21 protein-coding genes and 3 pseudogenes are annotated in these 26,783 nt (G+C 61.4%); 10 read left to right on the top strand and 14 right to left on the bottom strand.

What is annotated here, in order from left to right; translation table 11 throughout:
• Positions 1–2: 2 nt before the first annotated feature.
• From OKW45_RS37270 to OKW45_RS37255, 4 genes and pseudogenes are all read right to left on the bottom strand, one after another.
• Positions 3–2,576 carry a membrane-bound PQQ-dependent dehydrogenase, glucose/quinate/shikimate family gene (locus tag OKW45_RS37270; RefSeq protein ID WP_429473743.1) on the bottom strand — a complete coding sequence of 858 codons (2,574 nt, stop codon included), beginning with the start codon at positions 2,574–2,576 and terminating at the stop codon, positions 3–5.
• Positions 2,569–2,790, bottom strand: a complete 222-nt coding sequence (locus tag OKW45_RS37265; protein WP_429473742.1) for a DUF2795 domain-containing protein — start codon at positions 2,788–2,790, stop codon at positions 2,569–2,571. The genes OKW45_RS37270 and OKW45_RS37265 overlap by 8 nt, the downstream gene beginning before the upstream one ends.
• 54 nt (positions 2,791–2,844) lie before the next feature.
• Positions 2,845–3,033 carry a hypothetical protein gene (locus tag OKW45_RS37260; protein WP_429473741.1) on the bottom strand — a complete coding sequence of 63 codons (189 nt, stop codon included), beginning with the start codon at positions 3,031–3,033 and terminating at the stop codon, positions 2,845–2,847.
• A 225-nt stretch (positions 3,034–3,258) separates the two neighbouring features.
• A pseudogene (locus OKW45_RS37255) lies at positions 3,259–3,522 on the bottom strand (hypothetical protein); the annotation flags it as partial.
• Positions 3,523–3,687: 165 nt separating this feature from the next.
• Here OKW45_RS37255 and OKW45_RS37250 point away from each other — a divergent pair.
• Complete coding sequence (locus OKW45_RS37250; protein WP_018422785.1) at positions 3,688–4,230, top strand: DUF4142 domain-containing protein; 543 nt, start codon at positions 3,688–3,690, stop codon at positions 4,228–4,230.
• A 52-nt stretch (positions 4,231–4,282) separates the two neighbouring features.
• Here the strand turns inward: OKW45_RS37250 and OKW45_RS37245 are convergent, their stop codons facing one another.
• Positions 4,283–5,269: a hypothetical protein gene (locus OKW45_RS37245; RefSeq protein WP_026226210.1), complete on the bottom strand. Its 987-nt coding sequence runs from the start codon at positions 5,267–5,269 to the stop codon at positions 4,283–4,285.
• 349 nt (positions 5,270–5,618) lie between these two features.
• Here OKW45_RS37245 and OKW45_RS37240 point away from each other — a divergent pair, with 349 nt between their 5' ends.
• From OKW45_RS37240 to OKW45_RS37220, 5 genes and pseudogenes are all read left to right on the top strand, one after another.
• Positions 5,619–6,023 carry a DUF427 domain-containing protein gene (locus OKW45_RS37240; protein WP_184005267.1) on the top strand — a complete coding sequence of 135 codons (405 nt, stop codon included), beginning with the start codon at positions 5,619–5,621 and terminating at the stop codon, positions 6,021–6,023.
• On the top strand, positions 5,968–6,723 hold the full coding sequence (locus OKW45_RS37235; RefSeq protein WP_429473740.1) for a hypothetical protein: 756 nt from the start codon (positions 5,968–5,970) through the stop codon (positions 6,721–6,723). Before OKW45_RS37240 ends, OKW45_RS37235 begins: the two co-directional genes overlap by 56 nt.
• 106 nt (positions 6,724–6,829) lie before the next feature.
• A complete protein-coding gene (locus OKW45_RS37230) occupies positions 6,830–8,512 on the top strand; it encodes an alkaline phosphatase family protein (RefSeq protein WP_429473739.1) in 1,683 nt (560 codons plus the stop codon).
• A 187-nt stretch (positions 8,513–8,699) separates the two neighbouring features.
• Positions 8,700–9,086 (top strand): MAPEG family protein, encoded by a 387-nt coding sequence (locus OKW45_RS37225; RefSeq protein WP_429473738.1) that lies wholly within the window; start codon positions 8,700–8,702, stop codon positions 9,084–9,086.
• A 214-nt stretch (positions 9,087–9,300) separates the two neighbouring features.
• Positions 9,301–9,576, top strand: a pseudogene (locus tag OKW45_RS37220) (LysE family translocator); the annotation flags it as partial.
• A gap of 38 nt (positions 9,577–9,614) precedes the next feature.
• On the opposite strand, the gene OKW45_RS37215 reads toward OKW45_RS37220, so the two are convergent.
• The 4 genes from OKW45_RS37215 to OKW45_RS37200 all read right to left on the bottom strand — a co-directional run bounded on the left by OKW45_RS37215 (position 9,615) and on the right by OKW45_RS37200 (position 14,315).
• Positions 9,615–10,034: a PPC domain-containing DNA-binding protein gene (locus OKW45_RS37215; RefSeq protein WP_429473737.1), complete on the bottom strand. Its 420-nt coding sequence runs from the start codon at positions 10,032–10,034 to the stop codon at positions 9,615–9,617.
• A gap of 202 nt (positions 10,035–10,236) precedes the next feature.
• A complete protein-coding gene (locus OKW45_RS37210; RefSeq protein ID WP_429473736.1) occupies positions 10,237–11,049 on the bottom strand; it encodes an IS5 family transposase in 813 nt (270 codons plus the stop codon).
• Between the two features lie 297 nt (positions 11,050–11,346).
• Positions 11,347–12,477, bottom strand: a complete 1,131-nt coding sequence (locus tag OKW45_RS37205) for an IS110 family RNA-guided transposase (protein WP_429473735.1) — start codon at positions 12,475–12,477, stop codon at positions 11,347–11,349.
• Positions 12,478–12,686: 209 nt separating this feature from the next.
• Positions 12,687–14,315, bottom strand: a complete 1,629-nt coding sequence (locus tag OKW45_RS37200) for a hypothetical protein (RefSeq protein ID WP_429473734.1) — start codon at positions 14,313–14,315, stop codon at positions 12,687–12,689.
• Positions 14,316–14,399: 84 nt separating this feature from the next.
• Here OKW45_RS37200 and OKW45_RS37195 point away from each other — a divergent pair.
• Positions 14,400–14,633, top strand: a pseudogene (locus tag OKW45_RS37195) (LysR substrate-binding domain-containing protein); the annotation flags it as partial.
• A gap of 117 nt (positions 14,634–14,750) precedes the next feature.
• Here OKW45_RS37195 and OKW45_RS37190 read toward each other — a convergent pair.
• The 4 genes from OKW45_RS37190 to OKW45_RS37175 all read right to left on the bottom strand — a co-directional run bounded on the left by OKW45_RS37190 (position 14,751) and on the right by OKW45_RS37175 (position 19,975).
• Positions 14,751–15,983 carry a YncE family protein gene (locus OKW45_RS37190; protein WP_429473733.1) on the bottom strand — a complete coding sequence of 411 codons (1,233 nt, stop codon included), beginning with the start codon at positions 15,981–15,983 and terminating at the stop codon, positions 14,751–14,753.
• A gap of 1,245 nt (positions 15,984–17,228) precedes the next feature.
• Positions 17,229–17,387, bottom strand: a complete 159-nt coding sequence (locus OKW45_RS37185; protein ID WP_018422774.1) for a hypothetical protein — start codon at positions 17,385–17,387, stop codon at positions 17,229–17,231.
• Between the two features lie 29 nt (positions 17,388–17,416).
• The gene (locus OKW45_RS37180; RefSeq protein ID WP_018422773.1) at positions 17,417–19,096 is read right to left on the bottom strand and encodes an ABC-F family ATP-binding cassette domain-containing protein; all 1,680 of its coding nucleotides are present in this window, start codon (positions 19,094–19,096) and stop codon (positions 17,417–17,419) included.
• A 264-nt stretch (positions 19,097–19,360) separates the two neighbouring features.
• A complete protein-coding gene (locus tag OKW45_RS37175) occupies positions 19,361–19,975 on the bottom strand; it encodes a tyrosine-type recombinase/integrase (RefSeq protein WP_429473732.1) in 615 nt (204 codons plus the stop codon).
• Positions 19,976–20,280: 305 nt separating this feature from the next.
• Here OKW45_RS37175 and OKW45_RS37170 point away from each other — a divergent pair, with 305 nt between their 5' ends.
• Entirely contained in the window at positions 20,281–20,667 is a 387-nt protein-coding gene (locus OKW45_RS37170) for a hypothetical protein (protein ID WP_429473731.1), read from the top strand.
• 123 nt (positions 20,668–20,790) lie between these two features.
• Here OKW45_RS37170 and OKW45_RS37165 read toward each other — a convergent pair whose 3' ends face one another.
• Positions 20,791–21,246: a hypothetical protein gene (locus tag OKW45_RS37165; RefSeq protein ID WP_429473730.1), complete on the bottom strand. Its 456-nt coding sequence runs from the start codon at positions 21,244–21,246 to the stop codon at positions 20,791–20,793.
• Between the two features lie 197 nt (positions 21,247–21,443).
• Here OKW45_RS37165 and OKW45_RS37160 point away from each other — a divergent pair, with 197 nt between their 5' ends.
• Together OKW45_RS37160 and OKW45_RS37155 are read left to right on the top strand one after the other, a co-directional pair.
• A complete protein-coding gene (locus tag OKW45_RS37160; protein ID WP_018422769.1) occupies positions 21,444–22,385 on the top strand; it encodes a GNAT family N-acetyltransferase in 942 nt (313 codons plus the stop codon).
• A 557-nt stretch (positions 22,386–22,942) separates the two neighbouring features.
• Positions 22,943–26,122 carry a bifunctional diguanylate cyclase/phosphodiesterase gene (locus tag OKW45_RS37155; RefSeq protein WP_429473729.1) on the top strand — a complete coding sequence of 1,060 codons (3,180 nt, stop codon included), beginning with the start codon at positions 22,943–22,945 and terminating at the stop codon, positions 26,120–26,122.
• The last annotated feature ends 661 nt before the right edge of the window (positions 26,123–26,783 follow it).

The raw sequence follows: 26,783 nt of genomic DNA, 5'->3' as shown, positions 1-26,783 counted from the left end.
GACTACGGCAATGTGTACGCGACCACGGAATCGCCCTGCCTGGTGCCGAGCGAGCCATGTCCGCCCGCCACCACCAGCACGTACTGCTTGCCGTTGCTGTCGGCGTAGGTCATCGGGGTGGCCTGGCCGCCGGCCGGCAGACGCGCCTGCCATAGTCGCGCGCCGGTGCGCACGTCATAGGCGCGCAGGTAGTAGTCGAGCGTGCCGGACAGGAACGCAACGCCGCCGCCGGTAGTGATCATGCCGCCGAGGCTCGGCACGCCGAGCGGCAGCGGAATCGGCAACGGCGCGCTATCGCGGATCGTGCCGTTCTTGTGCTCCCACACGATATGCCCCTGGCGCAGATCGACGGCGGCCACGTAGCCCCACGGCGGCGCCTGACACGGAATGCCGAGCGGCGACAGGAACGCATTCAGTTCGAAGCCGAACGGTGTGCCGCGCGCGAGCTTGATGCCGCTCGTTTCGCTGCCCTTCTTGTCACCGTTGTTCGACGGAATCTGTGCGCGCGGCACCAGCTTCGACGTGAACGCCATATAGCTCGGATTCGCGATCAGCACTTGCCGCACCGGATCGACGGCCACGCCGCCCCAGTCGAACACGCCGAAGTTGCCGGGGAACACGAGGGAGCCCTGCTCGGACGGCGGCGTGAACATGCCGTCATAGCGCAGCGACTTGAACTTGATGCGGCACCACAGCTGATCGAATGGATTGGTGCCCCACATGTCGTGCTCGTGCAGCGTCGGCGGCGAGAAGTTCAGCGCCGAGTACGGCTGCGTCGGCGACGTATGGTCGCCGGGCGCCGCGCTGTCCGGCACCGGCCGTTCGGTGATCGGGATGATCGGCTTGCCGGTCTGGCGGTTCAGCACGTAGAGGCTGCCCTGCTTGGTCGACGCGATGATCGCCGGCTGCACGCCGCTTGCGGTTTGCAGATCGACGAGCGACGGCTGGCCGCCGACGTCCATGTCCCACAAGTCGTGATGCGTGAACTGGTAGTTCCACACGAGCCGGCCGGTAGCGAGATCGAGCGCGGCGATGCCCGCGGCCAGTTTCTCGGACTGCGGCGTGCGCAGGCCGCCCCACTGGTCGGGCGTCTGGTTGCCGAGCGGCAGATAGACCATGCCGAGCTTTTCGTCGACCGCGAACACGGACCACATGTTGACCGAATTGCGCACGTAGATCTGGCCAGGTGCGATCGGCTGCGTCGCATTCGGATTACCGGCGTCCCAATTCCATACGAGGTGGCCGTCGTGCACGTCGAACGCGCGCGTGACGCCGGACGGCTCGTTGCTTGATTCGTTGTCGGTCACGTGGCCGCTGATGATCACGAGGTCGCGCGTGACGGCCGGCGGCGACGTCGAGTAGTAGCCACCTGGCGTGAACGGCCCGATGTGCGTGCGCAGGTCGACCGTCCCGTTGTTGCCAAAGTGCGGGCAGATCGCGCCGGTGTCGGCGTTCAGCGCGATCAGGCGTGCGTCCGCGGTCGGCAGGAAAATGCGGCGGGGGCACTCGCTCGCGGTCGCGGCTCGGTCTTGCGGCGTGTTCGGCACCGACGTCGGCACCGTACCTTGGCCCGCCGCCGCCGCGGCGCTTGCCGGGCTCGCGGCGGCCACGGCCGCGCTGTTGCGGGCGGCTTCGGCCGCGGCCGGCAGCGGCGGATAGAGCGCGTCGTCGTGATACGACACGCCGCGACACGTCATATGCTCCCAGTGCTTGAAGCTGCCGATCGGACTCTGGATGTGCGGGTCGTAGCGCCACAGTTGGTGGCCGGTCGCGGGGTCGAGCGCGATCACGATGCTGTGCGGCGTACACACGTACACCTTGTTGTCGACCTTGATCGGCGTATCTTCGTAGGTGGTTTCGGTCGGATCGCCGGGACCGGCCTTGTCGCCGGTCTCGATGCGCCACGCCTCCTTCAGCGTTCCTGCGTTGTCCGGTGTGATCTGCGCGAGCGGCGAGTAGCGCTGACCGAGCGGCGAGCCGCCGTAGTCGGTCCAGTCGCCGGGCTTGCGGTTCGAGTCACCGGCAAGCGGCGCATCCGCCGGCGCGGCCGATGTCACTTCGAGTTGGCCCGGGTGATCGTACGGATGATTGAACGCCGTGACGATGCCGAGCAGCACCACGAGCACGACCGCGCCCGCGAGCGGCAGCACGCCTTCGCGCGGCACGGCGGGCGGCCCGAGCGCGAGCCGGTTCGTCACCGGCGGCAGCAGCAGCCAGCTCGCGAGAATGAGCCACACCCACAGGCGCGGCAGCAGTTGCCAGAAATCGAAGCGCGCTTCGACTACCGCCCAGATCGTCGATGCGAACAGCACGATCGCGAACACGAACAGCGCGGCACGCCGGCGCAGCCATAACAGAACGCCGGTGGCCGCGATCGCGATGCCGGCGAGCACGTAGTACCACGACCCGCCGAGCATCGCGAGCCGGATACCGCCTATCGCGAGCAGCACGCCAATCACGACGAAGACGACCCCCGGCACCGCGAGCGCGGCCGGGACCCGCGCTCCACGCGGGGACCGGGTCGCGGACGAGCCCGGACCTGGCGGGGCGGGCGGCGGGGTTTGCGGGCTATTCATTGCCGACGCCCTTCGAGACTTCGGCGGGGCTCTGATATTGCTGGTCGGGCAGATCCTGCAGCCGTTTCAGTACGTCGTCGTCGGCGCCATTCGCTTTCGCGGTTTCGATCAGGCTTTTCTTGTCGGCGGGATAGGAAGCGCCCTTCAGCGCTTTCTGCACATCGATGAACGGGTTCAGCGGGCGCTCGCCCGTGGTCGAACGGGAGTTGGTCATTTCGTTCCCCTGAGTGATTGCGTGAAAGAATCAGGTGCCGGCCGGCGTGCCGCGTCACGGTGGCGCCGAGCCTGGTGCTCGTACGTCCGGCGTGTCGCGAACCGGCCGCTGCTCCGGCTGCATGTCCGTGTCGGGCATCGCTTCGGGCACGCGCGGCGGCGGCGTGCCGCGGCCGATTTCGGTTTGCTGGCTATCAGGCCTGTGGGACTTGTCGGGCTTGTCGGGTTCGGGCGTCTGCTGCATCGACTGACTCCTTGCCGGGATGGCTGGAAACCTCGCGGCTCGCGGAGGACGGCCGCGCGGATGCCCGTGCCTTCGCAACCGGCGTGCCTGTGGAGCGCGGGGCCGGGCCGCGTGGCGCGTGGACTTCTGACATGCTCCGGGGGCCGTCGGACGCCGATGACGTTGGTCAAAATTGGCATCGCGCGTTAGAAAAATTCCACGCTCGAGCTGGCGCGTCGTTGCGCTTTAACCCTTCGACGCCAACAGCTTCTGGTAGACCTCGATGTACTCGTCGGCCATGCGCGCGGCGGTGAAGCGCCGCTCGAATGCTTCGCGACAGCGCGCCCGGTCCAGTTCGCCGATACGGTTCGCCGCATCGACGGCTTCATCGACACTATCGACGATGAAGCCGGTCACGCCGTCGTCGATCTTCGCCGCGATCTCGAGCCGTGTGTTCGAACGGCGGGCGATCTCGATCGCGAGATCGGGTCGCCTGGTGGGCGCGATGCGCATATGAGCCTCCGTCATTCCTTTGCCGATCAAGCCTGCCTCGCCGTACATGCGCTATTCCAGACGCGACGCAGACGATGATGGTATGCCGCTTGCGAGACGTCGATCGAAGCGTGTCATCCGTCCCGCTTCGATTCATCCTTTTGACTTCGTAGAGGAGAAAACATGAAACGCCTTACTGCCATTGCCGCGATCTGCTGTGGACTTGCCGCCATCCCCACGATTGCCTGCGCGCAAACCGAGGCCGCCTCGACCACGGCCGCCAATCCGCTGCCCCAGGCCGACAAGGATTTCGTGCAGGCGGCGAGCCAGTCGTCGTCGACCGAAATCGACGCGGCGAAGCTTGCGACGAAGAACTCGAGCGATAAGGACGTGAAATCGTTCGCGCATCACATGATGCTCGATCACACCAAGCTCACGATGCAACTGAAGATGGCTGCGCCACACGGCGTCGCAGTGCCGAAGGATAATTCCGACACCACCATGCTTGATTCGCTGAAGAACCTGCATGGCAAGGCATTCGATCAGGCGTATATCCAGAAGGTCGGCCTGCAGGGGCACGAGCAGGCGTTGAGCGCATTCAAGAAGGAAATCTCCGATGGACAGAACGCCGATCTGAAGAAGGCCGCGCAAAAAGCGCTGCCTACCATCGAAGAGCACTACAAGATGGCGCAGGATCTCGCGGCGAAGAAAGGGGTGACGCAGTAGCGACGAAGGCAGGTATCCCGCGCCATCCGTGTAGTCTGGCAAGCTGGCCCGGCTAGAAACTCATCGCGAATCCGAACGACACCCCGTGCACGTTGCGACCGAACACATAGCGCACCATCCCGCGCGTACGCGTGATGATGACGGGATACCTGCTGCTGTCGAGTTCGAGGCCGACTCCCAGCGACGTGAGGTCGTTGAAACCCAGCACGCCGGCACTATCGCCGAAATAGTGCGAGTAAGCGGCTTCGAGCACATAGCGGACTGGCCGGTCCAGCGCGTGCCAGCCGGTGGGCGCGCGCCAGCGCGTCCATAGGCTCACTTGCTGCGCCATGGCCGAGCCCTGAACGGCCTCCGAAGAAGCGCCGAAGCTGCGCAGGTAAATATCGGTTGCCCGCAGTTCGGCGTCGATTTCGTAGTTTTCGCGGTAATGCTCGTAGTCGAGCATCAGGGAGCCGCCATAGCCGTAGGCGTTCAGCGAACCGTTTTCGAGGAACTGCAGGTTGCTGTCGGTAACACGATTGAAGAGGGTCTGCCCCACCTTCAGGTCACTCGAAACACGCCCAATCGTGCCGTTCAAGATCGGACGGAACGCCAGTTCGTCCGTGATGCGGAAATCCCACCCCAGGCCGACCGTGCCACTGAAGGTGTTCCACTTCGTCGGCACGGCACGCTGCTGGGCGCCATCCGTGGCAATGAAGATCGGATCGTAGCGGCTGTAGGCGAGCGTGCCCTCCATGTACAACGGAAACGACCTGCTGAGCGTGAAGCCGCCGCCAAATTGCGTCTGCCCGAAGCCGGGATTACCCGTCAGGCCGTTATTGACCGACAGGTTACTGGTCGTAATGTCCGGGACTGTCGTGTAGGTCATGATCGCGAGCACAGCGTCTGCGTGCTGCTTTACATTGCCGCCGATCACGGTATTGCTCGACAATTGTCCCGGCGCGACCTGTGCGTGTGAAGGGCAGGACAACAGGTTCACGGTTAGAGCGGCACACGCCCCAAATCCGCGAAGTGACCAACGCTTGCGAAGTGCCGGCATAGTCAAACAACCCCGCCATTTGTCGACGAGATTGCAGACTCACTTGCGAGGTCATGCAGGGCATATTCAACGAGCATGACGCGCTCCTGTCAGTCGGCTGATCGTGTTCGTCTTCCGCGAAGTCGCCATCCCGTTGCACAAAAGCACGCGCACGCAACTGATGCAATTCCGACGGGCATTGCGTCGCTCACAGCACCTGGAAGGTCTGCGTTAGTATGTGATAGAAATACCTGAAAGGAAGTAGTACGGCAATACGGGCAATCTTCAGTCCCTTGCGTGGCTCTTCGGCGACGAACATCGCCGTCGACTCACGAAACCTCGCAGCCCCACTTTCTCAGGGAGCCTCGTTATGTCCACTCATTCGGTCCCGAACGACAAACCCGTCAAGATCCCCGGCCCGGATCATCCAATCATGATCGAGCACCACCAGGCGCGCGTGATCGTCATGGCAGGCGGTCACGTGATTGCCGATACGCACGACGCATTGACGCTGCTCGAAGCCCGCTATCTGGCCGTGCTGTACATCCCGCGCAAGGACGTCGACATGACCCGGCTCGAACGCACGGCGCACGCCACTTATTGTCCGTACAAGGGCGAATGCGCATACTTCTCGATTCCTTCGGCCGGCGAGCGCGGCACCAACGCGGTGTGGACCTACGAGCACCCATACGACGCTGTCGCGCCGATCCGCGAGCACCTTGCGTTCTATCCCGACCGCGTGGATTCCATCACGCAGGAGCCGGCCGCGCACTAGGCGAACGCGCGCGCGTCATGCCGCGTGCGGGCGCGGCGATCGCGGCGACCGGCATGGCGCGAGCGGCACGGACGGCGGCCTCTTCGCCGCGACGCTCAGCGAGATCAGGGACAAGATCAACAACGATCTGCCGCTCGATCAGTTGCTCGACATCGGCACCCTGAGCCGGCGAGTCCGATCTTTTCAGCAACTCAAAACGCATTACGGCAAAGCGTTGCAATACCGGGCAGCGAGGCCCTTCGTTCCGGACGTGGGGCTCGCGCCATTTCTGGAGGAAGCGGTGGCCGAGGACCTGAAGAACGGCGACACGGCGCACGCGGTCGCGATGCTCGAAAACCGCGACTATCTGCTGCTGTGTCTGCCGGGCGTCGAGGGGCTGTCAAAAATTCGGCGCGCCTTTCTCGAAGTCACGAGCAGCTACGCGCAGCTTCGCAGCAAGCTGCTGAGCCAGAACGTCCCCGACGTGCTCAAGTATCTGGGCCACCCGAAATACTGCACGTTCGTGATCGCGCTCGGCCCCGGCAGCGGTTCGCAAGGCCTGCTTGAACTCGGCGCGTGCGGCTCGACGATGGAAGGTCCACTGCCCCAGCCCGTGCCGTTTTTTATGCTTGACCACTCGCGAAAAATCACGCGCGGAATCGAATCAGGTTCACAGCGCATGCGCGTCGAATGGATCACCCTAACCTTAACAAGACCTTAACACCTCGGTATTGCCAAATATTAATCTCAGGTCACGCAAATGACTTTGTTACGGTTCAAATTCGTCCCGCACTACCCAAATTCGTTGTCAAACAAAAGGACGAGACATGAAACCGATCACGAAATGGAACCGTAAGCAAAGCGCAATGTGCGCCGCCGTCGCACTGCTCGCAGGGTTGTACTCGGCAGTCGCAACAGCCGGCGACGATCACGACCACGGCCGCGATCACGATCGCGATCGCGCGTCCGTCAAGCATGTGCTGCTGATCAGCTTCGACGGTCTGCATGAGCAGGACGTCGCGCGTTGCATCGGCGCGAATACGTGCCCTAACCTGGCGCTGCTCGCGAAGTCAGGCACGACCTATACGAACGCGCATACCCCGGGACTGTCGGATTCGTTTCCGGGCCTCGCCGCGCTCGTGACCGGCGGCTCGCCGAAATCCGCGGGCCTGTTCTACGACGTCTCCTACGACCGCACGCTCTATGCGCCGTCCGATACCCATTGCACGGGCCCAACCGGCTGGAATGTCGTCTTCGATGAAACGACTGGCATCGACGGCGAAAACGGCGGCGCGCTGATCCATCTCGACGGCGGCGGCGCGTTCAATCCGCAGGCGATTCCACATGCGCTCGTCAATGGCGTCTGTAAGCCCGTCTATCCGCACAACTATCTGAAGACCAACACGGTTTTCGAAGTGATCAAGGGCAACGTCAACGGCGCGCGCACCGCATGGGCGGACAAGCACGCGTGGGGCTACGACTGGCTCAACGGACCGTCGGGCGCGGGCGTCGACGACCTTTCGCGCACCGAAATAAATTCGATCGATCCAGACACCAATACCTACTACCTCGACACGTACACGCACACCGAGAAGTTCGACAACTACCACGTGCAATCGCTGATCCATGAAATCGATGGCAAGGATTCGACAGGTCAAAAGAACGTCGCGGTGCCGACCGTGTTCGGCGCCAACTTCCAGACGCTGAGCGTCGCGCAGAAGGCCACGGTCGCGTCGGGCGGCGGCTATCTGGATGCGAGCTTCACGCCGGGTCCGCAAGTCGCCGGCGCGATCGCGTATATCGACGACGCGTTGGGACGCATCGTGTCCGAACTGAAGCAACGCAATCTCTATTCGTCGACGGCGATCATCGCGACCGCGAAGCATGGCCAGTCGCCGACCGATCATTCGAAGCTCGTGAAGAACGGCGATACGCTGACCAAGTTGCTCGAAGCCAACAACTACCTGGATTCGGGCGGCAATTTTGGGCAGGCCGCTACGAAGAGCGGCAACCTCAACGACGGCACCGGACTTGTCGGCACGGGTTTAGTGCAGACCGACGACGTCGGCCTGATCTGGCTGCGCGATCAAAGCCAGGTGTCCTCGGTCGTGAAGACGCTGAAAGCCAATCTGAGCTGCAACGCACCCGGCATTTGCGCGGACGGCCCTCAGGCGTACATCCTGTCTGGCCCGCAACTGGCTAACCGGTTCGGCGACCCGTCGCGCGGCCGTACGCCCGACATCATCGTTCAGCCGAACCCCGGCGTCATCTATACGTCGAGCACGTCCAAGGACGAAGAGCATGGCGGCAACGCGCCCGACGACAGCCATCTCGGCCTCGTGATGTACGTGCCTCACACGCATCACGCCGGGCAGGTCAACGACGAGCCGGTGCTGACCACGCAGGTCGCGCCGACGATCTTGCGTCTGCTCGATCTGAAGCCTGAGCTGCTGCATTCGGTCGCGATTGAAGGAACGCGTGCGCTGCCGGAATTCGATCACGAAGACTAAGCGTGGCCGTAGTCGACGTATTTGAGTAGCAAGCTGCGCCGCGATCGGTGTTGGAACGATCGCGGCGCAGTCGTTTTTGCGGAGTCCAGCCGCGCGGACCTCGCGTGCCGGCCCGTGCGAGAATGGGAGCCGGCTGATTCTCGCCAAACAGGCGTGCGTCGATTGCCCGACAAGGAGCCGCATTGCTATGAACGACATTGCTCTCGGATGCGTGGCGGTGTTGGGGCTGCTGTTATTCGGCCTCGGCTTGTCGGTATCGATGACGCGTTTTCGCGAACGCACTACTGCGGGCTGCGCCGACGATCCGGGCAACCTGCTGCACAAGCTGGTACGGGCGCATGGCAATACCGCGGAATACGCGCCGTTCCTGGCGGTGCTGTTTCTTTTTCTGGGTGCGAGATCGCCGTCCGCGGTGACCGTGTCGCTGATGGTCATCGCGACGGCGTGCCGGTGTTTGCTCGTCGTCGGACTGCTTGCATTTCCGACGATGGCGAAGCCCAATCCTTTGCGGTTGGTCGGTGCGCTTGGGACTTATGGGACGGGGATTGGGTTGTGTCTGGCGCTAATGCGCTGAGGCAAGCTCGGGACCGACGCACAGTGGATAGATGACTTCCCGCGCCAGCCCAAAAGAAAATAAGCCCCACAGTCACCCGTGGGGGCTTCAAAAAGACCCGTGGCCTGGCACCGCGGGTCCTGGTCTTTCAAGCAACCACGCTTACTTCACATTCGGGAAAACCGGCCAGGACGAAGCCTGATCGCACAGCGGCAGCTTCGCATTCTGCGAGACAAAGAAAGGCTATTTCGTCAGCACGACGAACCCGAAGTCCATCGCGTTCTACAGCAGCATCTTCGCGTTGATCGTGCCCGCGCATGCGCCGTTGTGGCTCGATATCGCGGTCGCGGCGCTGTCGATCGGCATTTCGTGCGCGTGGTACTGCGCTATGGCGTTGCTTGCCTCGCATCCGTCGGTTCGGCGCACGCTGGTTCGGCGCAAGGCCGTGCTGGATACGGCAGCGGGTGTGCTGTTGGTGGGGGTCGGCGGGCGGATGTTGGCGGGGCGTTGAGCGACTACCGGCGCGCGAAGTGATGCGCCTTTGCGTGATCAGGCGGAGCCGGACCGCGGGGCGCCGCCGCCGCGAATCACGAGTTCCATAAAACCCGTCTGCGGATCAGGCTCCCGCCCGAACGAATAGCCCGGAACCGACACGAGCAACAACTCGACGGTCGTGCGTACCATGCAGCCGCGCGCCACATGACCGCCGAATACCTGCCCGCGCGCATCCGCGATCGACATGTGCAGATGAGCGCCATCGGGCGAGACTGAGCCTGCGAGGGTCAATATTTCGAGGTCGCCGCGAATTTCCGTCGGCGCTTGCGCGCCAGCGAACCTCAATGCCGCAACGTGGAGGCTGCCGATGCCCTGGACGACGAAGGCCGCTTGCAGGTCGCGTTGACGAAACGCGTCTTCGACGGCGACGCGAAGGTCGTCGTCGGGCGAGAGTCGGAGGGGATGGGCTTGCATGCCTGGGCGGGTTGAGACGCGGTGGACTCAGAGATTATGCGTGAATGAGGAAGTATCTCACAGGCGCTTGTTTATGCTGGGTTCGTGCGGACTCGACGTCGAAAATATATTCTGTTTGTATGTACAGTTAAACTGTACATATGCTACGTTCCCGGCATGTCACGACAATCGCCGTCTTCCCAATCTACCGATCTATAGCGTGTTAGGAACTTTGAAGTACTGGCACGGCGTGGACGAGCATGAGCATTGCGAAGACGACGAAATGAAGCCCGGCGAGAGTTTCAGGTAGCCGCTCATAGTCACGTGCGAGACGGCGGAAGCGGTTGAGCCAGCCAAAGCTGCGCTCGACCACCCATCGCCGGGGCAGCAGTACAAAGCCCTTTTTCGTCTCCTCGAGTTTGATCACCTGCAGTTCAATGTCTTCGTCCAGTGCTGCCTGCGCTGGCTCTTTACCCGTGTATCCCTGATCGGCAAAGGCCACCTTGACCGTGCGCCCCGTTACCTGCTGGACCTGGCGCGCAAGCTCCGCTACCTGCGCGCGTTCCTGTTCATTGGCTGGTGTCACGTGTACCGCCAGCAACTGTCCCAATGTGTCCACCGCAATGTGTACCTTGCTGCCGCGTTTGCGCTTATAACCGTCATAGCCCGCACGCGGGCCGCTCTCGCAGGTCGACTGTATCGTGCGCCCATCGAGAATGACCGCACTGGGCTCTCCCCGACGGCCCAGGGCCACCCGTATCACCGAGCGCAGGTCGCTCACCATGCTCTCGAAGCAGCCGGCCTGCAACCAACGTTGAGTTTGCTGATACACCAGTTCCCACGGGGGAAAATCATTGGGCAGCATCCTCCACGGCGCGCCGGCACGAGCCATCCAGCGCAATACGTCAAACATGTCGCGCAGCTCGTATTTGCGCTGGGGCGCCTCGACGTCCATCAACGTCAGATACGGTGCCGCGAAACTCCATTCTTCGTCCGACACATCAGTCGGATACCCTTTGCGGTCTGCCTTTTTCATTCCTCCAGGCTGATATGACTTCTCGTGTCAATATGATCGGTTCTGTGTTTTCGATGTTTGAATTTCCTGAGGGCGACGTAGCAGTAAATCTCGACGGTGGATCAAGCTGATATCCGCGGATTGGCTACCGCATTACAGATGTCCGCCCAATGAGCCTTCCGCTACCTACCACCGCAATTCGGATGAGATCCGTTGCCTACCCTGGTCGCGGGTTACTCGTGTGCCGGGCTACGCCGCCTTCAGGAAACTCCTGCACGTGTCGTTACGGTGGATGCAGACGCAGGGCATTGCTGTACATCACGGCATCTGTGTCTCGCGCGGTATGGCCAGCGACAAGGAGAGCCGGCAGATGTCCCAGATGAATCCGCTGAGTTCACGGGCAACTGCGACTACGGCGATATTCTTCTGCTTGCCGCGCGCGACGAGTTTGCGATAGCGTCGGCACAAGCGCACCTGTGCGTCCCAGGCTCGATCTACAATCGGTTTAGGCAGACCTTCGTGACGACGCTGAATATCGGGGCTCACACGCGCAGGGTGGCGATAGCTCCATGCAGCTTCAACTAGCAGCTTTCTTGCATAACTGTTGCCGCTTTTAGTGATGCTGCCCTGACGACGCTTGCCGCCCGATGAGTGCTCGGACGGCGTCACCCCGAGCCACGCCATCAACTGGCGTGGGTGCACGAAGCGTGAGAGATCGCCCAGCTCGGCGAGCATGCCCACTGCCGTGGTGAACTGGACACCGCGCATTGCCTGCAGGCCCAGGACGGCGGGATAGAAGCGCCAGTTGACGACTGCCTCACGCAGCGCGGACTCCAGCCGGTCACATTGGGCGAGCCGGTCTTCGATCGCGCGACGTAGCTCTTCAAACGCAAACTGCTGCCACGCACTGTCGAAGCTGTATGCGCTCAGCCAGCGTCGGTGCGCCGGCCCCCAGTCGGCAGAGCCGGTGTAGCGCACGCCGTGCGACAGCAGAAAGGCTTTTACCCGTTGCCGTGCACGCTTGAGGTCGTCCTTGGCAATCACCCATGCGCGGGCCAGATCCCGGAATGCTTCATCGTCGATGCTGGGGACGTATACAACCGACAGGTCGCCGGCACGCAGCGATCGGACGAGCTTGACGGCATCACGTCTGTCAGTCTTGATGTGCTCACCTGGCTTGCGGGGAATCAGCGAGGGCGCGCAGACCATGCACTGGAATTCTTTCTGGACAAGCTGCCGGTAAAGCCCATATCCGCACGGACCGGCTTCGTAGACGATGCTGACGCATCGCGCTTTAGATTGCAGTCTCTTGCACAACCGTTCCACGTCGGCCTGCGTAGTACCGATCTTGCCGAGCAGTTCAACCTCGCCCGAACCAATGGCATAGGCGACCGTGATCGAATCCTTATGAACATCAAGACCCACGTAAAGAGTGCTATCGTGCTCCATGCTGGCCTCCGCGTCGGAAATCGCCGGGTGCGGCACGTCCGCACCGTGCGGCTCTGACAGCAATGCTAACCCGCGTTTGATTCCGTTGCGGCAGGCCAGCCTCTGTCCCGCAGGAAGTCATACTGCCTACCATCGGCAGCACGCGATATATAACCGACGGCGAGTTCCAGCATCGCCGTCAGGCATTCATTTACGTCGACGAGAAAAGCTCAGGGTGCGTATCGCGACGCGTAGCTCGCAGCACGCACAGCCAACTGTGCTTGTCGTTCCGCCGCAGTAACATACTTTGTCGTCACGGGGAGAACAGTCCGGACGTCACTGAGCTTCACAAGCTGGGCTGACGCCGATGGTCCCTGCGAAGCGGGTGTCGCGGGTAACCCCTGCCAGCGCGGGTTGAGGAAGCCCTGATGCAGACCTGCAGTGTCGACCCAGTTGTAGACGCCAGGGTCTTTGGGGGATATCACGAACGTGTACGTGCCATCCGGATTGGGTACCGCTTGGGTGTTGTTCAACGTCTGAGTGTGGTTGATGTAGTCGGTCGTGATCGTCCACCGTCCATAGGCCGGCGCGATGAAGTATTTTGCCCCGCCGAGGTTGACGTTGAGAACAAGCGCTTGGTCATCGGCAAGCTGGAATGCAGCATATGACGCCGCCTGGTTCGCGAGGCGCCCCCCGGTGCCGCCAAGCGATGGCGCAGGGAGCGTATTGGCAGGCTGAGCGTACGCGAGGGCGTTGTAGGCAATGAAGGGTGCAGCCGCAGCCGAAGTTTGTAGTGTCGCTGCCAAGGTCGTGGCGAGCGCGTCAGCGGTCTGGGATTGCGTCGAGGCGGACGGGGTCCGCTTTATCGCCAGACTGTTGAACTGTTGGACTCCCCATTCGTTGATCGTATCGCGCACGAAGATAGACGAGGCTCCCGAGACGAGCTGGATCTGGTTGCCGCCTCCGGTTGGCGACGAGTTAGCGTTAATGAAGAAACTGCCGTCCGCGTTGGTGCCGAGCTGATCGCCGGCGAGGTTGGAGAGCGTTGCGTTGGTGCTGCTATAGAGGCTGAAATTGAAATCGACAGGCTTTTGTCCGTGTACTTTTCCGGTGATGACGTAGCTCGACGCAGGGTCAACCGGGATGCTGCGATATAGGGTGTCCGGGTTATCAAATGTTGTCCGCGATCCGGGCACGTTCATTCCGTACCAGTTGTGCGGGGCCGCTAGAAACGAAACCACCTTCGGGTCGTTGGCAGTGCCCGAAGCAAGCGATAGCGCGAAGGCGAACACACTCTCATCTAAAGCCTCATCGAGATTTGACAACGCCTCATCCGGTACGCCACCGGTTGTTTGCGCAGCCGCTAGCCACTTTGCTTTAAGCGTGGCTTTCGCCGCAATCACAGCGGGAGACTGAACAACAGTGATTGCAAGTTTTTCGGCTGCCAACTGATCCGCGCTCGCCAAAGGGTTTGGGCTATCCGCAATACTGCTTCCTCCGCACGCATCCAGGACGAATGGGAGTGCGGCCAAGGCTATCAAACATCGGTTGAACATGTTGAGCGTGTGTAAGTTATTGGAATGCTTGAGCGCACAATCTATAGGGCGTTGAAAAGCGGCGGAACCAAGAAAAACGAATATGGAAAGTCTTTCTTCGGCTATGCCGCGTGCTTTCGAACCAGGAGCTCGGCGTAGACGCCGTTGTTCGGTCGTGTCCTCGGAGAAGGAGACAATCAGTTTCGAGGAGGGGCGTCTCTGGCCAAAAAGGATTCGATAAGCGGCCGCACCTGCCCGGCGTCCGAGCGCAAGGGGAACGCTGATTCGCAGCGTCCCAGTCGGCGTCGCGCTTCGCGCAGCCATTGCCCTCTCGGTCTCTTCGAGGTCTTCGAGAATTCGGGCGCAGCGAGGAGCCGGGCAGCTCCACCCTAATTTTTCGTCCACGCCATGCCAGACTTTATTGCGCGTTATCCCGATGTCCAGGACGAGTTTAGCGTCGGTAACCGGTCGGTCGATCTGATCGCCGAGAACCTCGACTGTGTGTTGCGTCTCGAGCCGTTACTCAGCGACTCGCTGATCGCGCGCTCGGCCGGTACGCTGTCGCTCTCGACCTGCGTGTCGCCCGCCTACATCCAGCGCCACGGCCTGCCGCGCGAGCCCGCCGACCCCGTGCAAGGTCATACGATCGTCCGTATTCGTCGAGTGGGCAATCGAACTTCTCAGGGCAAGCGAACCCGCCTGATTCCTCGCGTCGTTATGCTTCGCGCGGCGTCGGCCTGGTTGACGCGGATCTGCGCCTCACTTAGCCGCGAATACCGACACGCCGCCGTTGACGAACCCGTTTGCCGCGCAACTCGGACACCCCGCCGGCGATGTCGCCGAAGAGTATGGAACGAAGATGAGCCCGGTCGCCGGGTCGATCGCAACCGAATGTGCGTTATTCCCCGTGTTCAGGCGGGTAACGATACTGCGGTTGCTGGCGTCGACGATAGTCAACACGGGCGTGCATGGCGATGCCGCCGAGCAGGCGCCGTTCGTCGACGCATTGCCCGAAGACGTCCAACGGCTCGCCGCGTTGTAGTAACGATTGGTGGACGGATCATATTCGAGTTGATCGCCGCCGCCTGCGTTCAGGGACGCCAGAAGCGCGCCGTTCGAACGGTCAAGAATCTGCATGAGCAAGGGCGCGCCAGTCGTCCCTTCCCTGCACCCAACCGCGATATCGTTTCCCGGTCCGAGTGCCAGCCCAGTAGGATCGCAATTGCCTTCGGGGTACATCGCGACGCCCGCAAGGGTCGTGTAGTTCTGCGTGCCGCCGTTCGGTATCGCGCGAATCGACGCCCCTGGCAATTTCACCAGTTCGCCATGAGGATTCGCCGTGCTTCCGTCGACGTTCACATAGAAGTTGTCGCTGGCGGCATCGTACCGGCAGGCTTCGAGGCCCGCGGTGGGCTTGCCTGCGCTGTCGGTGAACGTCACTTTGGCGACGACGGTCTGCGTGGCCGTGTTGATGAATGTGGCGAACGGGGGCGTCTCTTCGGGGCTCGAGATCATAAAGATGCCGTGTGTGGGATCCAGACACCCTTCGTCTGCGCGCACGCCCGTCGTGCTGACCGTGATTTTGCTTGTCACGACGCCAGCCGCGGGATCGACCACCTTCACCGAGTTCACGTCGCCCACGTAGATGAGGTTGCCGACAGGGGTCGCGCCGTCCGGACCGGCCTGCGAGTTCGGCCCGGGTCCAAGCCCCGTGAACGCGAGAGGACCGCTTCCCTGGATGGTCTTGACGAAGCTCTTCGACGGTATGTCGATTTCATCCAGAGATGCATTATTCCTGTCGGTGAAAAAGTATCTGCTACCCGAAACGGCACCGATATCGAATGAGAAGTTGACGCCTGCCGTGATGTTTGGGACGGCGATGTCCGCTACATGATGCGGCCCGCTAACGTCGAGATGATCTCCACCACCACAACCTGCAATCGCGATAGCCGCAGATGTCGCCAATGCATTCGTCCACATGTGTCTCGGCATCGTACACCTCCCTCATCGTCGTCGGAATAGGCCTACCTCGAGCGCGTGCCGAAAGAAATAATGGACGCTGCTATAGCTTAGGCATTTCGTTAAACAGTGATCCTTATCGTTTTCCCAGGTAGTAGTTGTCGTTCTTCAGATTTCCATAAGATTCGACCGTGGAAGCATCCGTGATCTACGGGGAAACGCACAGCATCTCTAACGTACATTCTTGGCAGCCAACCGCTGCCTTTTGGAAATTCACAGTAACGCGAACGAATTGCAACGCGACAGCCTCAGGCTTCCGCCGTTCACGCCAGGCCGCACTGTATGAGCATTCGCGATGGGACGGGGATAGCTCCTTGCACAAACAACAGCAAGCCGTGTACCCGGCTGATCCATTCCCGAAACGGCACGAAGGCGCCCCACGGCGATTGCGCCCTTCAAGCCATAACTGCGCGTCGCGGCCAGCCGTCCCGGGTCCGACGTTTAATCGCAGGTTATGGCCTTCGCGTCGGCACGTTGCCGGGCACGCCTCGATTGTCTGGCTGTGACTGGGCTCCCGGACGGTTTGCCCCACGATCCTGGCGCGCACTGTTGTCGCCCGAAGCGTTCTTCTTCGTCGGCGCGCTCTCCGATGCTAGACGATTCAAGGTTTGCAACTGCAGTAGCTTTAAAAGCCGGTCGTTTGTTGCTGCATTGCCCGTACCGGCCAGGCCACATCCGCATACGAGGCCAATCGTCAGCGTCCATCTGATCAGAGTCATTGTCCTCTCCATCGGTCCAATACTGGAGGCGCACAATACGCGTGGCTCGATGCCTCTTCGTGCCTCGATGCTGCAGACGCAGCAATAACGCGGCCGGTCCGTGGGCGAATATCTACCGCGGGGCTATCTAAAGTTACCTGCGATGTCCGCCCCCAAAAGCAAATATCGCCAATCGTCTGACCATGAGTTTCACCTCCAACCTGTTAGAGAGACTAGGAAAGGCCTTTGTTCAACACTGGCGCGGCGCACCGTAGCGAGGCATCGGTGCTTAAGGCTCCGAAGTGCGAAGTCGCGGACTGAAATACATAACTGACAGTCCCACCGCCAGCACGGCAGTCGTGAACGCAACCGAGCGGCAGTACCTTGGGCGTGATTAGTCGGACGACGAACGGGATCAGCCGTGATGCGGCGAACGCCGCGAGGCTTCGCGCGAACGCGTCGCCGATGTTCGCCGTGCCGAGGCGTGTACGTGCCCTCCCAACGTGTCCCTGACGGGTGGTCACCTGATATGCGGAGCGCCGGCCGGGTTGATCGGCGGATCGTCCACGATCCGTGGCGCGGCATCGACTGGCTGCTTGTGGCCGATATCTTGCATTGGAGCGCGCTTGTCCGCACGAATGCTGAAGACGTTGGCGAACGTCCGCGCGTCGCCCGCCATGCAACGCCCGCCGCCCGCCTAGAGGTAACTCAGGCGATGACCTTCTGCTCCGCGGCAGCCTGCTCGCGCATGCGACGGGCTTCGTCGCGCAGGAACTGCTGGTAGTCGTCCAGATCGCCGTCGAAGGGCTCGACGCCACCCTTGGTGACCAGCCAGAACTCGTCACATACCGCGCGCAGCAGGGACCGGTCGTGACTGACCAGCAACACTGTGCCTTCGAATTCGTTGAGTGCCATGCCTAGCGCTTCGCGTGTGGCCAGGTCGAGGTGGTTGGTAGGCTCGTCGAGCAGCAACAGGTTGGGGCGCTGCCACACGATCATGCACAACACGAGCCGCGCCTTTTCGCCGCCGCTCATCGTGCCGACCGCCTGATGGACCATGTCACCACTGAAGTTGAAGGTGCCGAGGAAGGTGCGAAGCGATTGTTCGGTGCCACTCTGGCCGGGGGCACGCAGGTGCGCCGGCGTGTCCCTGGCAAGGCGGATCATGTGTTCCAACGGTGTGTCGAGAGGACGCAGCACGTCCAGCTCCTGCTGTGCAAAGTAGCCGATGTTCAGGCCTTTGCCTTCGCTGATTTCGCCGGCAATCGGCGCCAGGGCGTGCGCCACCGTCTTCACCAGCGTGGACTTGCCTTGGCCGTTGGCACCGAGAATGCCGATCCGCTGCCCGGCCAGCACCGAACGGTTGATGCCCCGCACGATGACCGTGGGCGGCGTGCCCGGCAGTGCGCCGGCCGGCGCGGGGTAGCCGAAGCTCGTGTCCAGCATCGACAACAGCGGGTTCGGGACGTTGAGGGGCTCCTTGAACTCGAAGGTGAACTCCGCGTCGGCAAGCACGGGCGCGATCTTCTCCATGCGTTCGAGCGCCTTGACCCGGCTCTGCGCCTGTTTCGCCTTCGAGGCCTTCGCCTTGAAACGGTCGATGAACTTCTGGAGGTGGGCGATCTTGTCCGCCTGTCTGGCCATCGCGGCCTGCTGCAACAGCAGTTGCTCGGCGCGCATCTCTTCGAACTTGCTGTAGTTGCCGCCATAACGCACGAGCTTGGCGTTGTCGACGTGCACCGTCACCTGCGTCACCGCGTCGAGGAATTCGCGATCGTGGCTGATCACGACCAGGGTTCCTTGATAGCGCTTGAGCCACGCTTCCAGCCAGACCAGCGCGTCGAGGTCGAGGTGATTGGTCGGTTCGTCGAGCAACAGCAGGTCCGACGGGCACATGAGCGCGCGCGCCAGCTGCAGTCGCATGCGCCAGCCGCCGGAGAAACTGTTGACCGGCTGGCCAAGCTGTGCAGCACTGAAGCCAAGGCCCTGGATCAGCGCCTGGGCACGTGCGGGGGCATCGTGTGCCCCGGCGTCGTGCAGGGCCATGTAGGCGTGCGCCATGCGCATGCCATCGTCGCTGGCCTCAGCGGCGGCTACTTCGGCCTGCGCGGCCAGCAGTATGGCGTCACCCTCGATGACGAAGTCGGTCGCACTCTGCTCGGTCTCCGGCATCTCCTGCGCGACCTGGCCCATCTTCCATGCAGCGGGAATCGAGAACTCGCCGCCGTCTTCGTGCAGCGTGCCGTTGAGAAGGCCGAAGAAGGATGACTTGCCGGCGCCATTGCGGCCGACAAGGCCAATCTTTTCGCCGGGGGTGAAGGTGACGGACGCGCTATCGAGTACGACATTGACGCCGCGGCGCAGCGTGACATTACGGACGGAAATCATAAGGAGCTACTTCGGAGAGGATAGGCATGATAGCCGACCGGACGTACAAGGCGGTCTCTTTCCTGGCCGAACGAGTGAAGAGCCGCTTGCGCTTTGCGGCGCCCACCGGCAACAAAGCGAGGTAGGCCATGGTGCACCGGGCGTTCCAGCTACGGAGCCAGCGAACTTTGCGGTGGATGACGGATCCTGGTCGAAAAACGCGGTTTAGCCGTGGCGCAAGCGCGGCTGGCGGCGAGCAACCTGTCGCGCAGCCACGTCCCGATGTTAGATTTCAGTTTGCTCAGATATTTCGAGGGCATCGTCGACCTCAATCCCGAGATATCGAACAGTGCTTTCCAATTTGCTGTGACCAAGCAGGAGTTGAACGGCTCTAAGATTCTTCGTTCGCTTGTAGATCAAGGTGGCCTTCGTCCGGCGCATCGTGTGCGTGCCGTAAGCGGTCGGATCAAGACCGATTGCAGCGACCCACTGATGAACCATCCTGGCGTATTGTCGCGTTGAAATGTGCGACGAGCGAGAAAGCCGACTCGGGAACGGGTACTGATCGGACCTCAGCTTGGCTTTTTCAATCCATGCAGCAACGGCAGTGCGAGCTGGCTCCGTGACCTCAAACTGCACGGGCCGTTTAGTCTTGCTCTGCATGATCATCGCACGCGGCAGTATCTGATTGCCGTGAGTCACGTCGCGGACATGCAGGTTGACGAGATCGCAATCGCGCAGCTTACTGTCGATCGCAAGATTGAATAACGCAAGATCGCGAACCGCATGCCCGTTCTGCAGGTGAATCCGGATTGCCCAGACGTCTTTTGGCTTCAACGGCGGCTTCTGACCGATCAGCTTGGCCTTGTTCCAAGGCTCCCGGTTTTGAATGCTTCCCATGACAAACTCCCTTGAGTTGATGGGAAATATATTGTCTGCCGTTATTTTTCCGCCACACCGGTTCCATCCGGTCTTCTTACCCGAATCGGCCTGAGCCGTCATTCGAGCATCGGTGCCGGTCAGACGGGTATGGGGCGCTTTCCTGTCATTCACAGGTCGGTGGTCGCGAATGACTCGTCCCCCGGAAAGCGAATGAGTACTTGCGACCCGGTTCGGTCGCTCAAGTTTGTCGATAGCGGCCATTCGTTATAGGGTTTCGGCACTGGTAGGATTCGCGTTCAGGGGAATCGAGATAAATTTAGCTAATGAAATTCGACATCGAGGGCAAAGCGGCAATCATCGCGCCGACTCCCATACAGATCACTTGTGCGCTCAAGTCACTGCGAAGCTACGGCAAGTCATCTTATGCGTCATTGACTGACGGCGCAGGTAACTATGTGCAGGTAGCCGGCGGTGGCGTCAGTTGCATGATTGAGCGCTTCGAGTTCGGCTCACAACGATGGAGAGCGTTCCACAACAACCCTTCCCCGGTGCGCCCTGATGGCACGATCCTGGTCTTCGGAGCGGGTAACATTCCGATGCGCTCAGATGAATGGTTCATGGCTGACCAGGTTGTGAAAGTATTTCTGGCCTTCCTCAGCGGTACACCGTGTCCGCCATTTGTTCATTGGCGCTTAGCGCCGGGCTTTTGACCCTGACACGCGAGCCGGGAGACACGTTCGACGGAGTTCTGCATCTCGAGCTGTCAACTATCCGAGCCTCCGATATCGCTGAACGGACCGGCCGGCTCCTGTCCGACGGTTCATGAAGTTGAATTACCGCGGATCGTTTTCCGGTAACCAACCCTCCTCAATCCGCTTTATCAGCATCGTGTCATTCCAGGAGCCTCGAATGGGGAGCTTTCGCTGCTCATCGGTGATCGGACCGATGCGCCATTCCTTCTCACCATCCCACAACCACCAGTCAACTACTTTCCCGACGGCCCGATCTACGACGCCAACTCGGAACACCGGGACGTTCTTCGAATGATCCGGAATCGCATATCTGCCAATCTTTCGAACGATGCCGCGAGAGAAAGCGGCTCCCGCAGGAAAGAAGATCCAGAAATTCGTTTCAATCGCTACGAGCGACTCCAAATCTGTAGGTGCGTCGGCAAACACACCCGGCAACACGCGGATCAGCGAGCCCATCGGAGCGACTTTCTTCACATACTGGAAGTATGCTTCTCCGCCGGACGTCCGGATTATAAAGACGTCTCCTGAACGAATCACGCTGCTCTCCTTGTCGATCTCATCGGCGAGGCATTGTCAACGATCCTCGGGATTGAGTCGAGTGTCTCCTGTTGGCCGACCTCGGCCTGACGGGGCCGTTCGTAGCCCTCAACAGACCTCCGCCCCGCCTATTCGCGAGGACCTGACCGTATGCTACGATCGTTGCAGGTCATGGCCGAGGACGGGGGATTGCCAACATGCACAACGTTCGTCCACTTGAAGAGCGCGACCTGCCGGAGGGGCAGCGCATCGTGCGGCGTGCCTTCGGCACCTTCTTCGGCGTCGCCGATCCCGATAATTTCTGGACCGATTTCGACTACGTCTACGGCCGCTTCGGATGCGAGCATACTGCCGCCTTCGCTGCCGACCACGACGGCACGCTCGCCGGCGTCAACTTCGCCACCAACTGGGGCAGTGTCGGTTTTTTCGGCCCACTCTCGGTTCGCCCTGATCTGTGGGACAAGGGCATCGCCCAGCCGCTGGTCGCAGCGGTCTCGGAACAATTCGCGCACTGGGGCACGCGCCACGCCGGCCTGTGCACGTTCGCCCAAAGCACGAAGCACGTTTGGCTCTATCAGAAGTTCGGCTTCTATCCGCGCTTTCTCACCGCGATCATGGCGGCGCCGGCGGCCGCGTCCGACCCGCTGCCGCAGGACGCGCGCTATACGGCGCTCGCGCCCGGCGAGCGGCGGGCGGCGGAAGAAGCGAGCCGCGCGCTCAGCGACGAGATCCTCGCCGGCCTCGATCTCTCCGCTGAGATCCGCACCGTCGCCGCGCGCGGCCTCGGCGACGCCCTGCTGTTGTGGGAGCGTTCGGGCCAGTTGGGCGGCTTCGCGGTTTGCCATTGGGGACCGGCGAGCGAGGCCGGTGCCGATTGTCTCTTCATCAAATTCGGCGCGGTGCGCCCGGGTCCGGGTGCCTCCGATCGGTTCGGCGCGCTGCTCGACGCCGCCGGCGCGCTCGCCACCGCATCGGGGATGGCGAGGGTCCTGGCTGGGGTCAATACCGGACGCGAGCACGCCTATCGCCAGATGATGGCACGCGGTTTCCGCAGCCAAATGCAGGTGGTGACCATGCATCGGCCGAACGAGCCTGCCTACAGCCGCCCTAACGACTTCGTCCTCGACGATTGGCGCTAGGAAGTTCTGCTCACCTCCTGCCCCACCGATCTCGGCGACATGTGGCCGTCGATGCTTCTCACGATGGAAGACGAGGCGGATTTCCCCGCCCGTCGACATGAAGACAGAGTCGGTTTCCTCTCCATTGCGCCACCGTCTATCGGAGCCCCTGCCGCGCGAGCGGTCCAGGCCCGCGATCCGAAGCGGACTTTCCAATGAATGGCGGATTCAACGTCCGAATGGTCGCCCCCTTGGCCGCGGAAGCGAAAGAATTCGCATATTGACTGCTGGCCTGCCAAAGGCGCTCGCCATGACAAAGTCCTGGCACCATTGAACGACTGCCCAAAAGCCACCCTCCTTCGAAATGTTCGCACCGTGTTGTCGCGTTTCTAGCACCGTTATGGGGCGTTTTAAGCAAAGACTAAAGAAGTTCTTCAACCGGTCGATAGCTTGATCAGGGGCTCTTCCCGCCGTGGGACCTGAACCAGAGGTCCCACGTTCCCTGCACGGAGAAACTCAGTGAAACGCCTGGCTTGCCGCACGTGGGACGAAAACTTTGCGATAGAGCGACCACGCCCATGAAACGCAACCTGTTCTTCCGGTTTCTCGGCCGTCTCCGCGTCGGCCGAAAGCTGCTGCTGATTTATCTGCTCGACTTGAGCGCAGTCCTTTACATCAGCGGCATCCTGATCCGCGAAAAGTACATCGCAATTGACTTCTCCGACAAGGAGCTGATCGGGAATGCCTACGTCGCGGCCGTGCATGACGCGCTTATCGACTTCGCACTCGCGGGGGCTGGGCAGCCGCAGTCTGCGGTCCAATTGAAGAGCACTGCTAGCAGACTCGACGACGCAGAGCGCCGCTTTGGCGCGAACATGCAAAGCGCAGTTATTAACGAACGGGTCCGCGATGCACTCGAAGCCAGTTCGGCGCCGCATGCGAGCGCATCGACGGTGGACCTCGGCCTCGACGCGACGCGCGCACTGGTGACCCGGGTCGGTAACCAGTCGAACCTGATTCTGGATCCGGACCTGGACAGCTACTATTCAATGTCACTGTCGATTCTGCGCTACCCGGAACTGCTCGGCGACGTCAACCGGATCGGCCGCCATCTGCACGATGCCGGCGCGAATCCTCACGCCGCATCGATGAGCCACGATGAGATGCGAACCCGCTACCTCGTGCTGGAGGGACAGCTCGACGCAGTATTGCAGGGGCTGCGCTCGGACTATGCGGAAGCTTCGGCCGCGAACGGCACACTGACCGGCACGATTGGACCGTCGGTCGAACGCATGCTCGCCGCCGTCGAAACGTATCGCCGCATGGCTGGAGCCGCAGTTGACGCTGGCGCGGATGCGGCCGCGCTGAACCGGCTCGATTCCGCACAGCAGCGCCTGGTAACGAGCGTAAGCGACGCGTGGAGTAACACCGGCAGCCAGCTCGAAAGTCTTCTGCATAAGCGCGTGCGCGGCCTCTTTGAGCGAATGTGGCTGCACCTTGGAACGGCATTCTTTCTGCTATGCGCGATCCTGAGCATGGTGTACTTCGTCGCGCAGCAGATTTCCCGCCCCTTGCGCCAGCTGGCGCGCGTGATGGATACCGTGCGCCGCACAGGAGACCACTCGCTGCGCGCCAGGTGGCATAGTCAGGACGAGATCGGCCAGCTCGTGAGCGGCTTCAACGACATGCTCGCGCAGCTTGACCGCGAGCGCGTCGTGCAGAAGGAGCTTGCCGCGACAGCGCGTGCGTCGGCCGCGCAATACGCTCTTGTAGAGGCGACTCCAGTGCCGATGGTCGTCACGTCAATCCCGGGGCATGAGATCCTGCACGCAAACCGGCCAGCGCTTGCCTGGCTCAACGGCTGCACGGTAGACCCCTGGGGCTTCGGTCTCGACTCGGAGGTACGCGCGCGGTTTTTTCAGCAACTCTCGGACCGAGATGCCGTAGACGAATTCGAGGTGCGCTGGAAGGCCGGCAGCGAACCTACGTGGGCCATGCTATCGGCGCGACGCCTCGACTTCCAGGGGCGCGACGCAGTGTTGACTGCATTCACTCCAATCAACCAGATCAAGCTGATGGAGCAACGCCTCGAATTGTGGGGCAAGGTGTTCGAGGCATCATCCGAGGCGATTCTGATTCTGGATGAGCAACGACGGCTCGTCACTGCCAATGCATCGTTCTATCGAGCGACTGGATATTGCGCTGACGACGTGGCGGGCAAGAAGCCTGCTTTCCTCTTTGGAACGCAGGAGCAAGATGACATTTTTCCGGCCGTTATCGATTCTGTCGATCGCCTCAGCGCGTGGCATGGCGAAGCGCAAGTGCGAAGGCGGGCCGGCAACGACTATCCGGCATGGCTAATGGTGAGCGCGGTGCGCGACCGGCGGGCGAACCTGTCGCACTATATCTGCACGTTGATCGACATCACGGACCGCAAGAAGAGCGAGGCGCGCATTCAGTTCCTCGCCGAACACGACGTGCTAACCGAACTGCCGAACCGCGAGCTGTTCATCAAGCGCCTTGGCGTCGCACTCGGCAATGCGCGCCACGCCGGCCAACGCGTCGGCGTGCTCTTCATTGATCTGGACCGGTTCAAGAACATCAATGATTCGCTTGGCCATCACATCGGCGACAACCTGTTGCGCTCGGTCGCGCGGCGCCTTCTGCAAGCCGTGCGCAGCAATGACACCGTCAGCCGCCTCGGTGGCGACGAGTTCACGGTAATCCTCAATGGTGTCAGCAATGTGGCGGATGTTACCCGTGCGATCGAGGATCGTCTGTTGCCGCTCGTTCGTCAGCCGCATGAACTAGGCGGCGCCGCGTTGCCGGTGTCATGCAGTGTCGGCGTGGCACTTTTCCCGGACGATGGCGAGGACATCGATACCCTGATGCAGAACGCCGACGCCGCGATGTACCAGGCGAAGGCTGCGGGACGTAACCTCGTCAAGTTCTTCGCACCTGATATGGCCGAACGCGCGCGCTACCGGTTGACGCTCGAAGCGTGCCTGCGCACGGCGATCACCAGGCAGGAGTTCCGGCTTGCGTACCAGCCGTGTGTCGATGCCCGCACGGGCGAACCGGTTGCCGTTGAGGGGCTCTTGCGCTGGAACAGCCCGCAGATCGGCACGGTGTCGCCTGCGCAGTTTATTCCGGTCGCCGAAGACACACGACTCATCATTCCGATCGGTGCCTGGGTAATCGACGAAGCATGCCGACAGGTCGCCGCGTGGGACGCTGGCGGGCTGATGCATCTGCGTGTCTCGATCAACGTGTCTGCGATCCAGCTGCGCGAGCCAGACTTGATAAGCTCGCTCGCAGACAGTCTCGAGCGGTACGGCGTGGCTCCCGATCGGCTCGAACTCGAGATCACTGAGACGGTGTTGATGGACAACGCGGAGAACTATCTCACCACGATCCAGGCGATCCGCAAGCTTGGAGTAAAGCTATCCCTCGACGATTTCGGTATCGGTTACTCAAGCCTCAGCTATCTGAACCGATTTCCGCTTGATCGCCTCAAGATCGACCGCGCGTTCGTGCAAGACATGCTCGATGCGCCGGCCGACCTCGCAATTATTCGGGCAATCATCGAGCTCGGCCACGAACTGGGTCTCCGAGTGGTCGCCGAAGGAGTCGAGAGCGAGCATCAGGCTCAGATCCTGCGAAACATTGGTTGCGACGAACTGCAAGGTTTCCTCTTCTCGAAAGCATTGTCGCCTACCGAATTGTGGTCCTGGAGTAGCGTACGCAAGGTGGCTTGAGCGCCGCAGTAGCTTTCTTTCGCGCAATAGTATTCTCCGGGGCTGGAGCGGCCGAGCGTGATCACAACTGGCCGCACTCGGACACTCAAGCGACCTCCGAAAAACCTCGACCAACGGCGGAAATTAACAGATGAACCGTCATTCATTGGATACCGTCGACCGTCCTTCTGTGGCCGGTTGCACTCAACAAGGCTGCGACACCGCAAAACTGCCTTAGGCGCAGCGAATGCTTCTGAACGTCGGCTTATGGTGCTGACGGGTGAACGCGTACAGTCGGCCATGAAGCGTCATTCGCCATCGGTGTGGCGATCGTTGACAATCTGTGAATCGAACGCGGCAGCAACAAAATTGCAACGGGTTACCGGGCGGATATAGGCTTGAGGAGGTGGTTGCTGAACGCACCCATTGCCAATGTTTTCGGTGTCAGTTTGACAGGTCGTATATTCGATCGGCCAACTTGAGACCCGCTCGATAATCTCTTGTGTCCCGCGTCGTGCAACCTGCATGTTGAAGGGCGGCCGGTTGATCCGGCATTGGAACAGACGCCAATCTTCGTTGCACCGACTCGTATGCTTTGACGGGATAGTAGGCCGAACTGCCCGTCAGTTTGCCGCTCTATGCGCAACTCGCAGCATTGTAGTTCGGCGAGCAGGCCCGACGG

The organism is Paraburkholderia lebeckiae, assembly GCF_050436225.1.
Lineage (GTDB): Bacteria > Pseudomonadota > Gammaproteobacteria > Burkholderiales > Burkholderiaceae > Paraburkholderia > Paraburkholderia tuberum.
Note: the sequence above shows the minus strand (reverse complement) of the source record. Positions and strands in the feature narration are given on the sequence as shown.

Bases quoted from the DNA above. Each gene is read 5' to 3' on its own strand.
- OKW45_RS37185 (WP_018422774.1), bottom strand. From the start codon at position 17,387: ATGGCGGGCGACGCGCGGACGTTCGCCAACGTCTTCAGCATTCGTGCG.
- OKW45_RS37260 (WP_429473741.1), bottom strand. From the start codon at position 3,033: ATGCAGCAGACGCCCGAACCCGACAAGCCCGACAAGTCCCACAGGCCT.
- OKW45_RS37210 (WP_429473736.1), bottom strand. From the start codon at position 11,049: ATGAAAAAGGCAGACCGCAAAGGGTATCCGACTGATGTGTCGGACGAA.
- OKW45_RS37155 (WP_429473729.1), top strand. From the start codon at position 22,943: ATGAAACGCAACCTGTTCTTCCGGTTTCTCGGCCGTCTCCGCGTCGGC.
- OKW45_RS37160 (WP_018422769.1), top strand. From the start codon at position 21,444: ATGCACAACGTTCGTCCACTTGAAGAGCGCGACCTGCCGGAGGGGCAG.
- OKW45_RS37215 (WP_429473737.1), bottom strand. From the start codon at position 10,034: ATGCAAGCCCATCCCCTCCGACTCTCGCCCGACGACGACCTTCGCGTC.
- OKW45_RS37175 (WP_429473732.1), bottom strand. From the start codon at position 19,975: ATGGGAAGCATTCAAAACCGGGAGCCTTGGAACAAGGCCAAGCTGATC.
- OKW45_RS37245 (WP_026226210.1), bottom strand. From the start codon at position 5,269: ATGCCGGCACTTCGCAAGCGTTGGTCACTTCGCGGATTTGGGGCGTGT.
- OKW45_RS37240 (WP_184005267.1), top strand. From the start codon at position 5,619: ATGTCCACTCATTCGGTCCCGAACGACAAACCCGTCAAGATCCCCGGC.
- OKW45_RS37270 (WP_429473743.1), bottom strand. From the start codon at position 2,576: ATGAATAGCCCGCAAACCCCGCCGCCCGCCCCGCCAGGTCCGGGCTCG.
- OKW45_RS37225 (WP_429473738.1), top strand. From the start codon at position 8,700: ATGAACGACATTGCTCTCGGATGCGTGGCGGTGTTGGGGCTGCTGTTA.
- OKW45_RS37230 (WP_429473739.1), top strand. From the start codon at position 6,830: ATGAAACCGATCACGAAATGGAACCGTAAGCAAAGCGCAATGTGCGCC.
- OKW45_RS37265 (WP_429473742.1), bottom strand. From the start codon at position 2,790: ATGACCAACTCCCGTTCGACCACGGGCGAGCGCCCGCTGAACCCGTTC.
- OKW45_RS37180 (WP_018422773.1), bottom strand. From the start codon at position 19,096: ATGATTTCCGTCCGTAATGTCACGCTGCGCCGCGGCGTCAATGTCGTA.
- OKW45_RS37200 (WP_429473734.1), bottom strand. From the start codon at position 14,315: ATGGCTGCGCGAAGCGCGACGCCGACTGGGACGCTGCGAATCAGCGTT.
- OKW45_RS37250 (WP_018422785.1), top strand. From the start codon at position 3,688: ATGAAACGCCTTACTGCCATTGCCGCGATCTGCTGTGGACTTGCCGCC.
- OKW45_RS37205 (WP_429473735.1), bottom strand. From the start codon at position 12,477: ATGGAGCACGATAGCACTCTTTACGTGGGTCTTGATGTTCATAAGGAT.
- OKW45_RS37170 (WP_429473731.1), top strand. From the start codon at position 20,281: ATGAAATTCGACATCGAGGGCAAAGCGGCAATCATCGCGCCGACTCCC.
- OKW45_RS37190 (WP_429473733.1), bottom strand. From the start codon at position 15,983: ATGCCGAGACACATGTGGACGAATGCATTGGCGACATCTGCGGCTATC.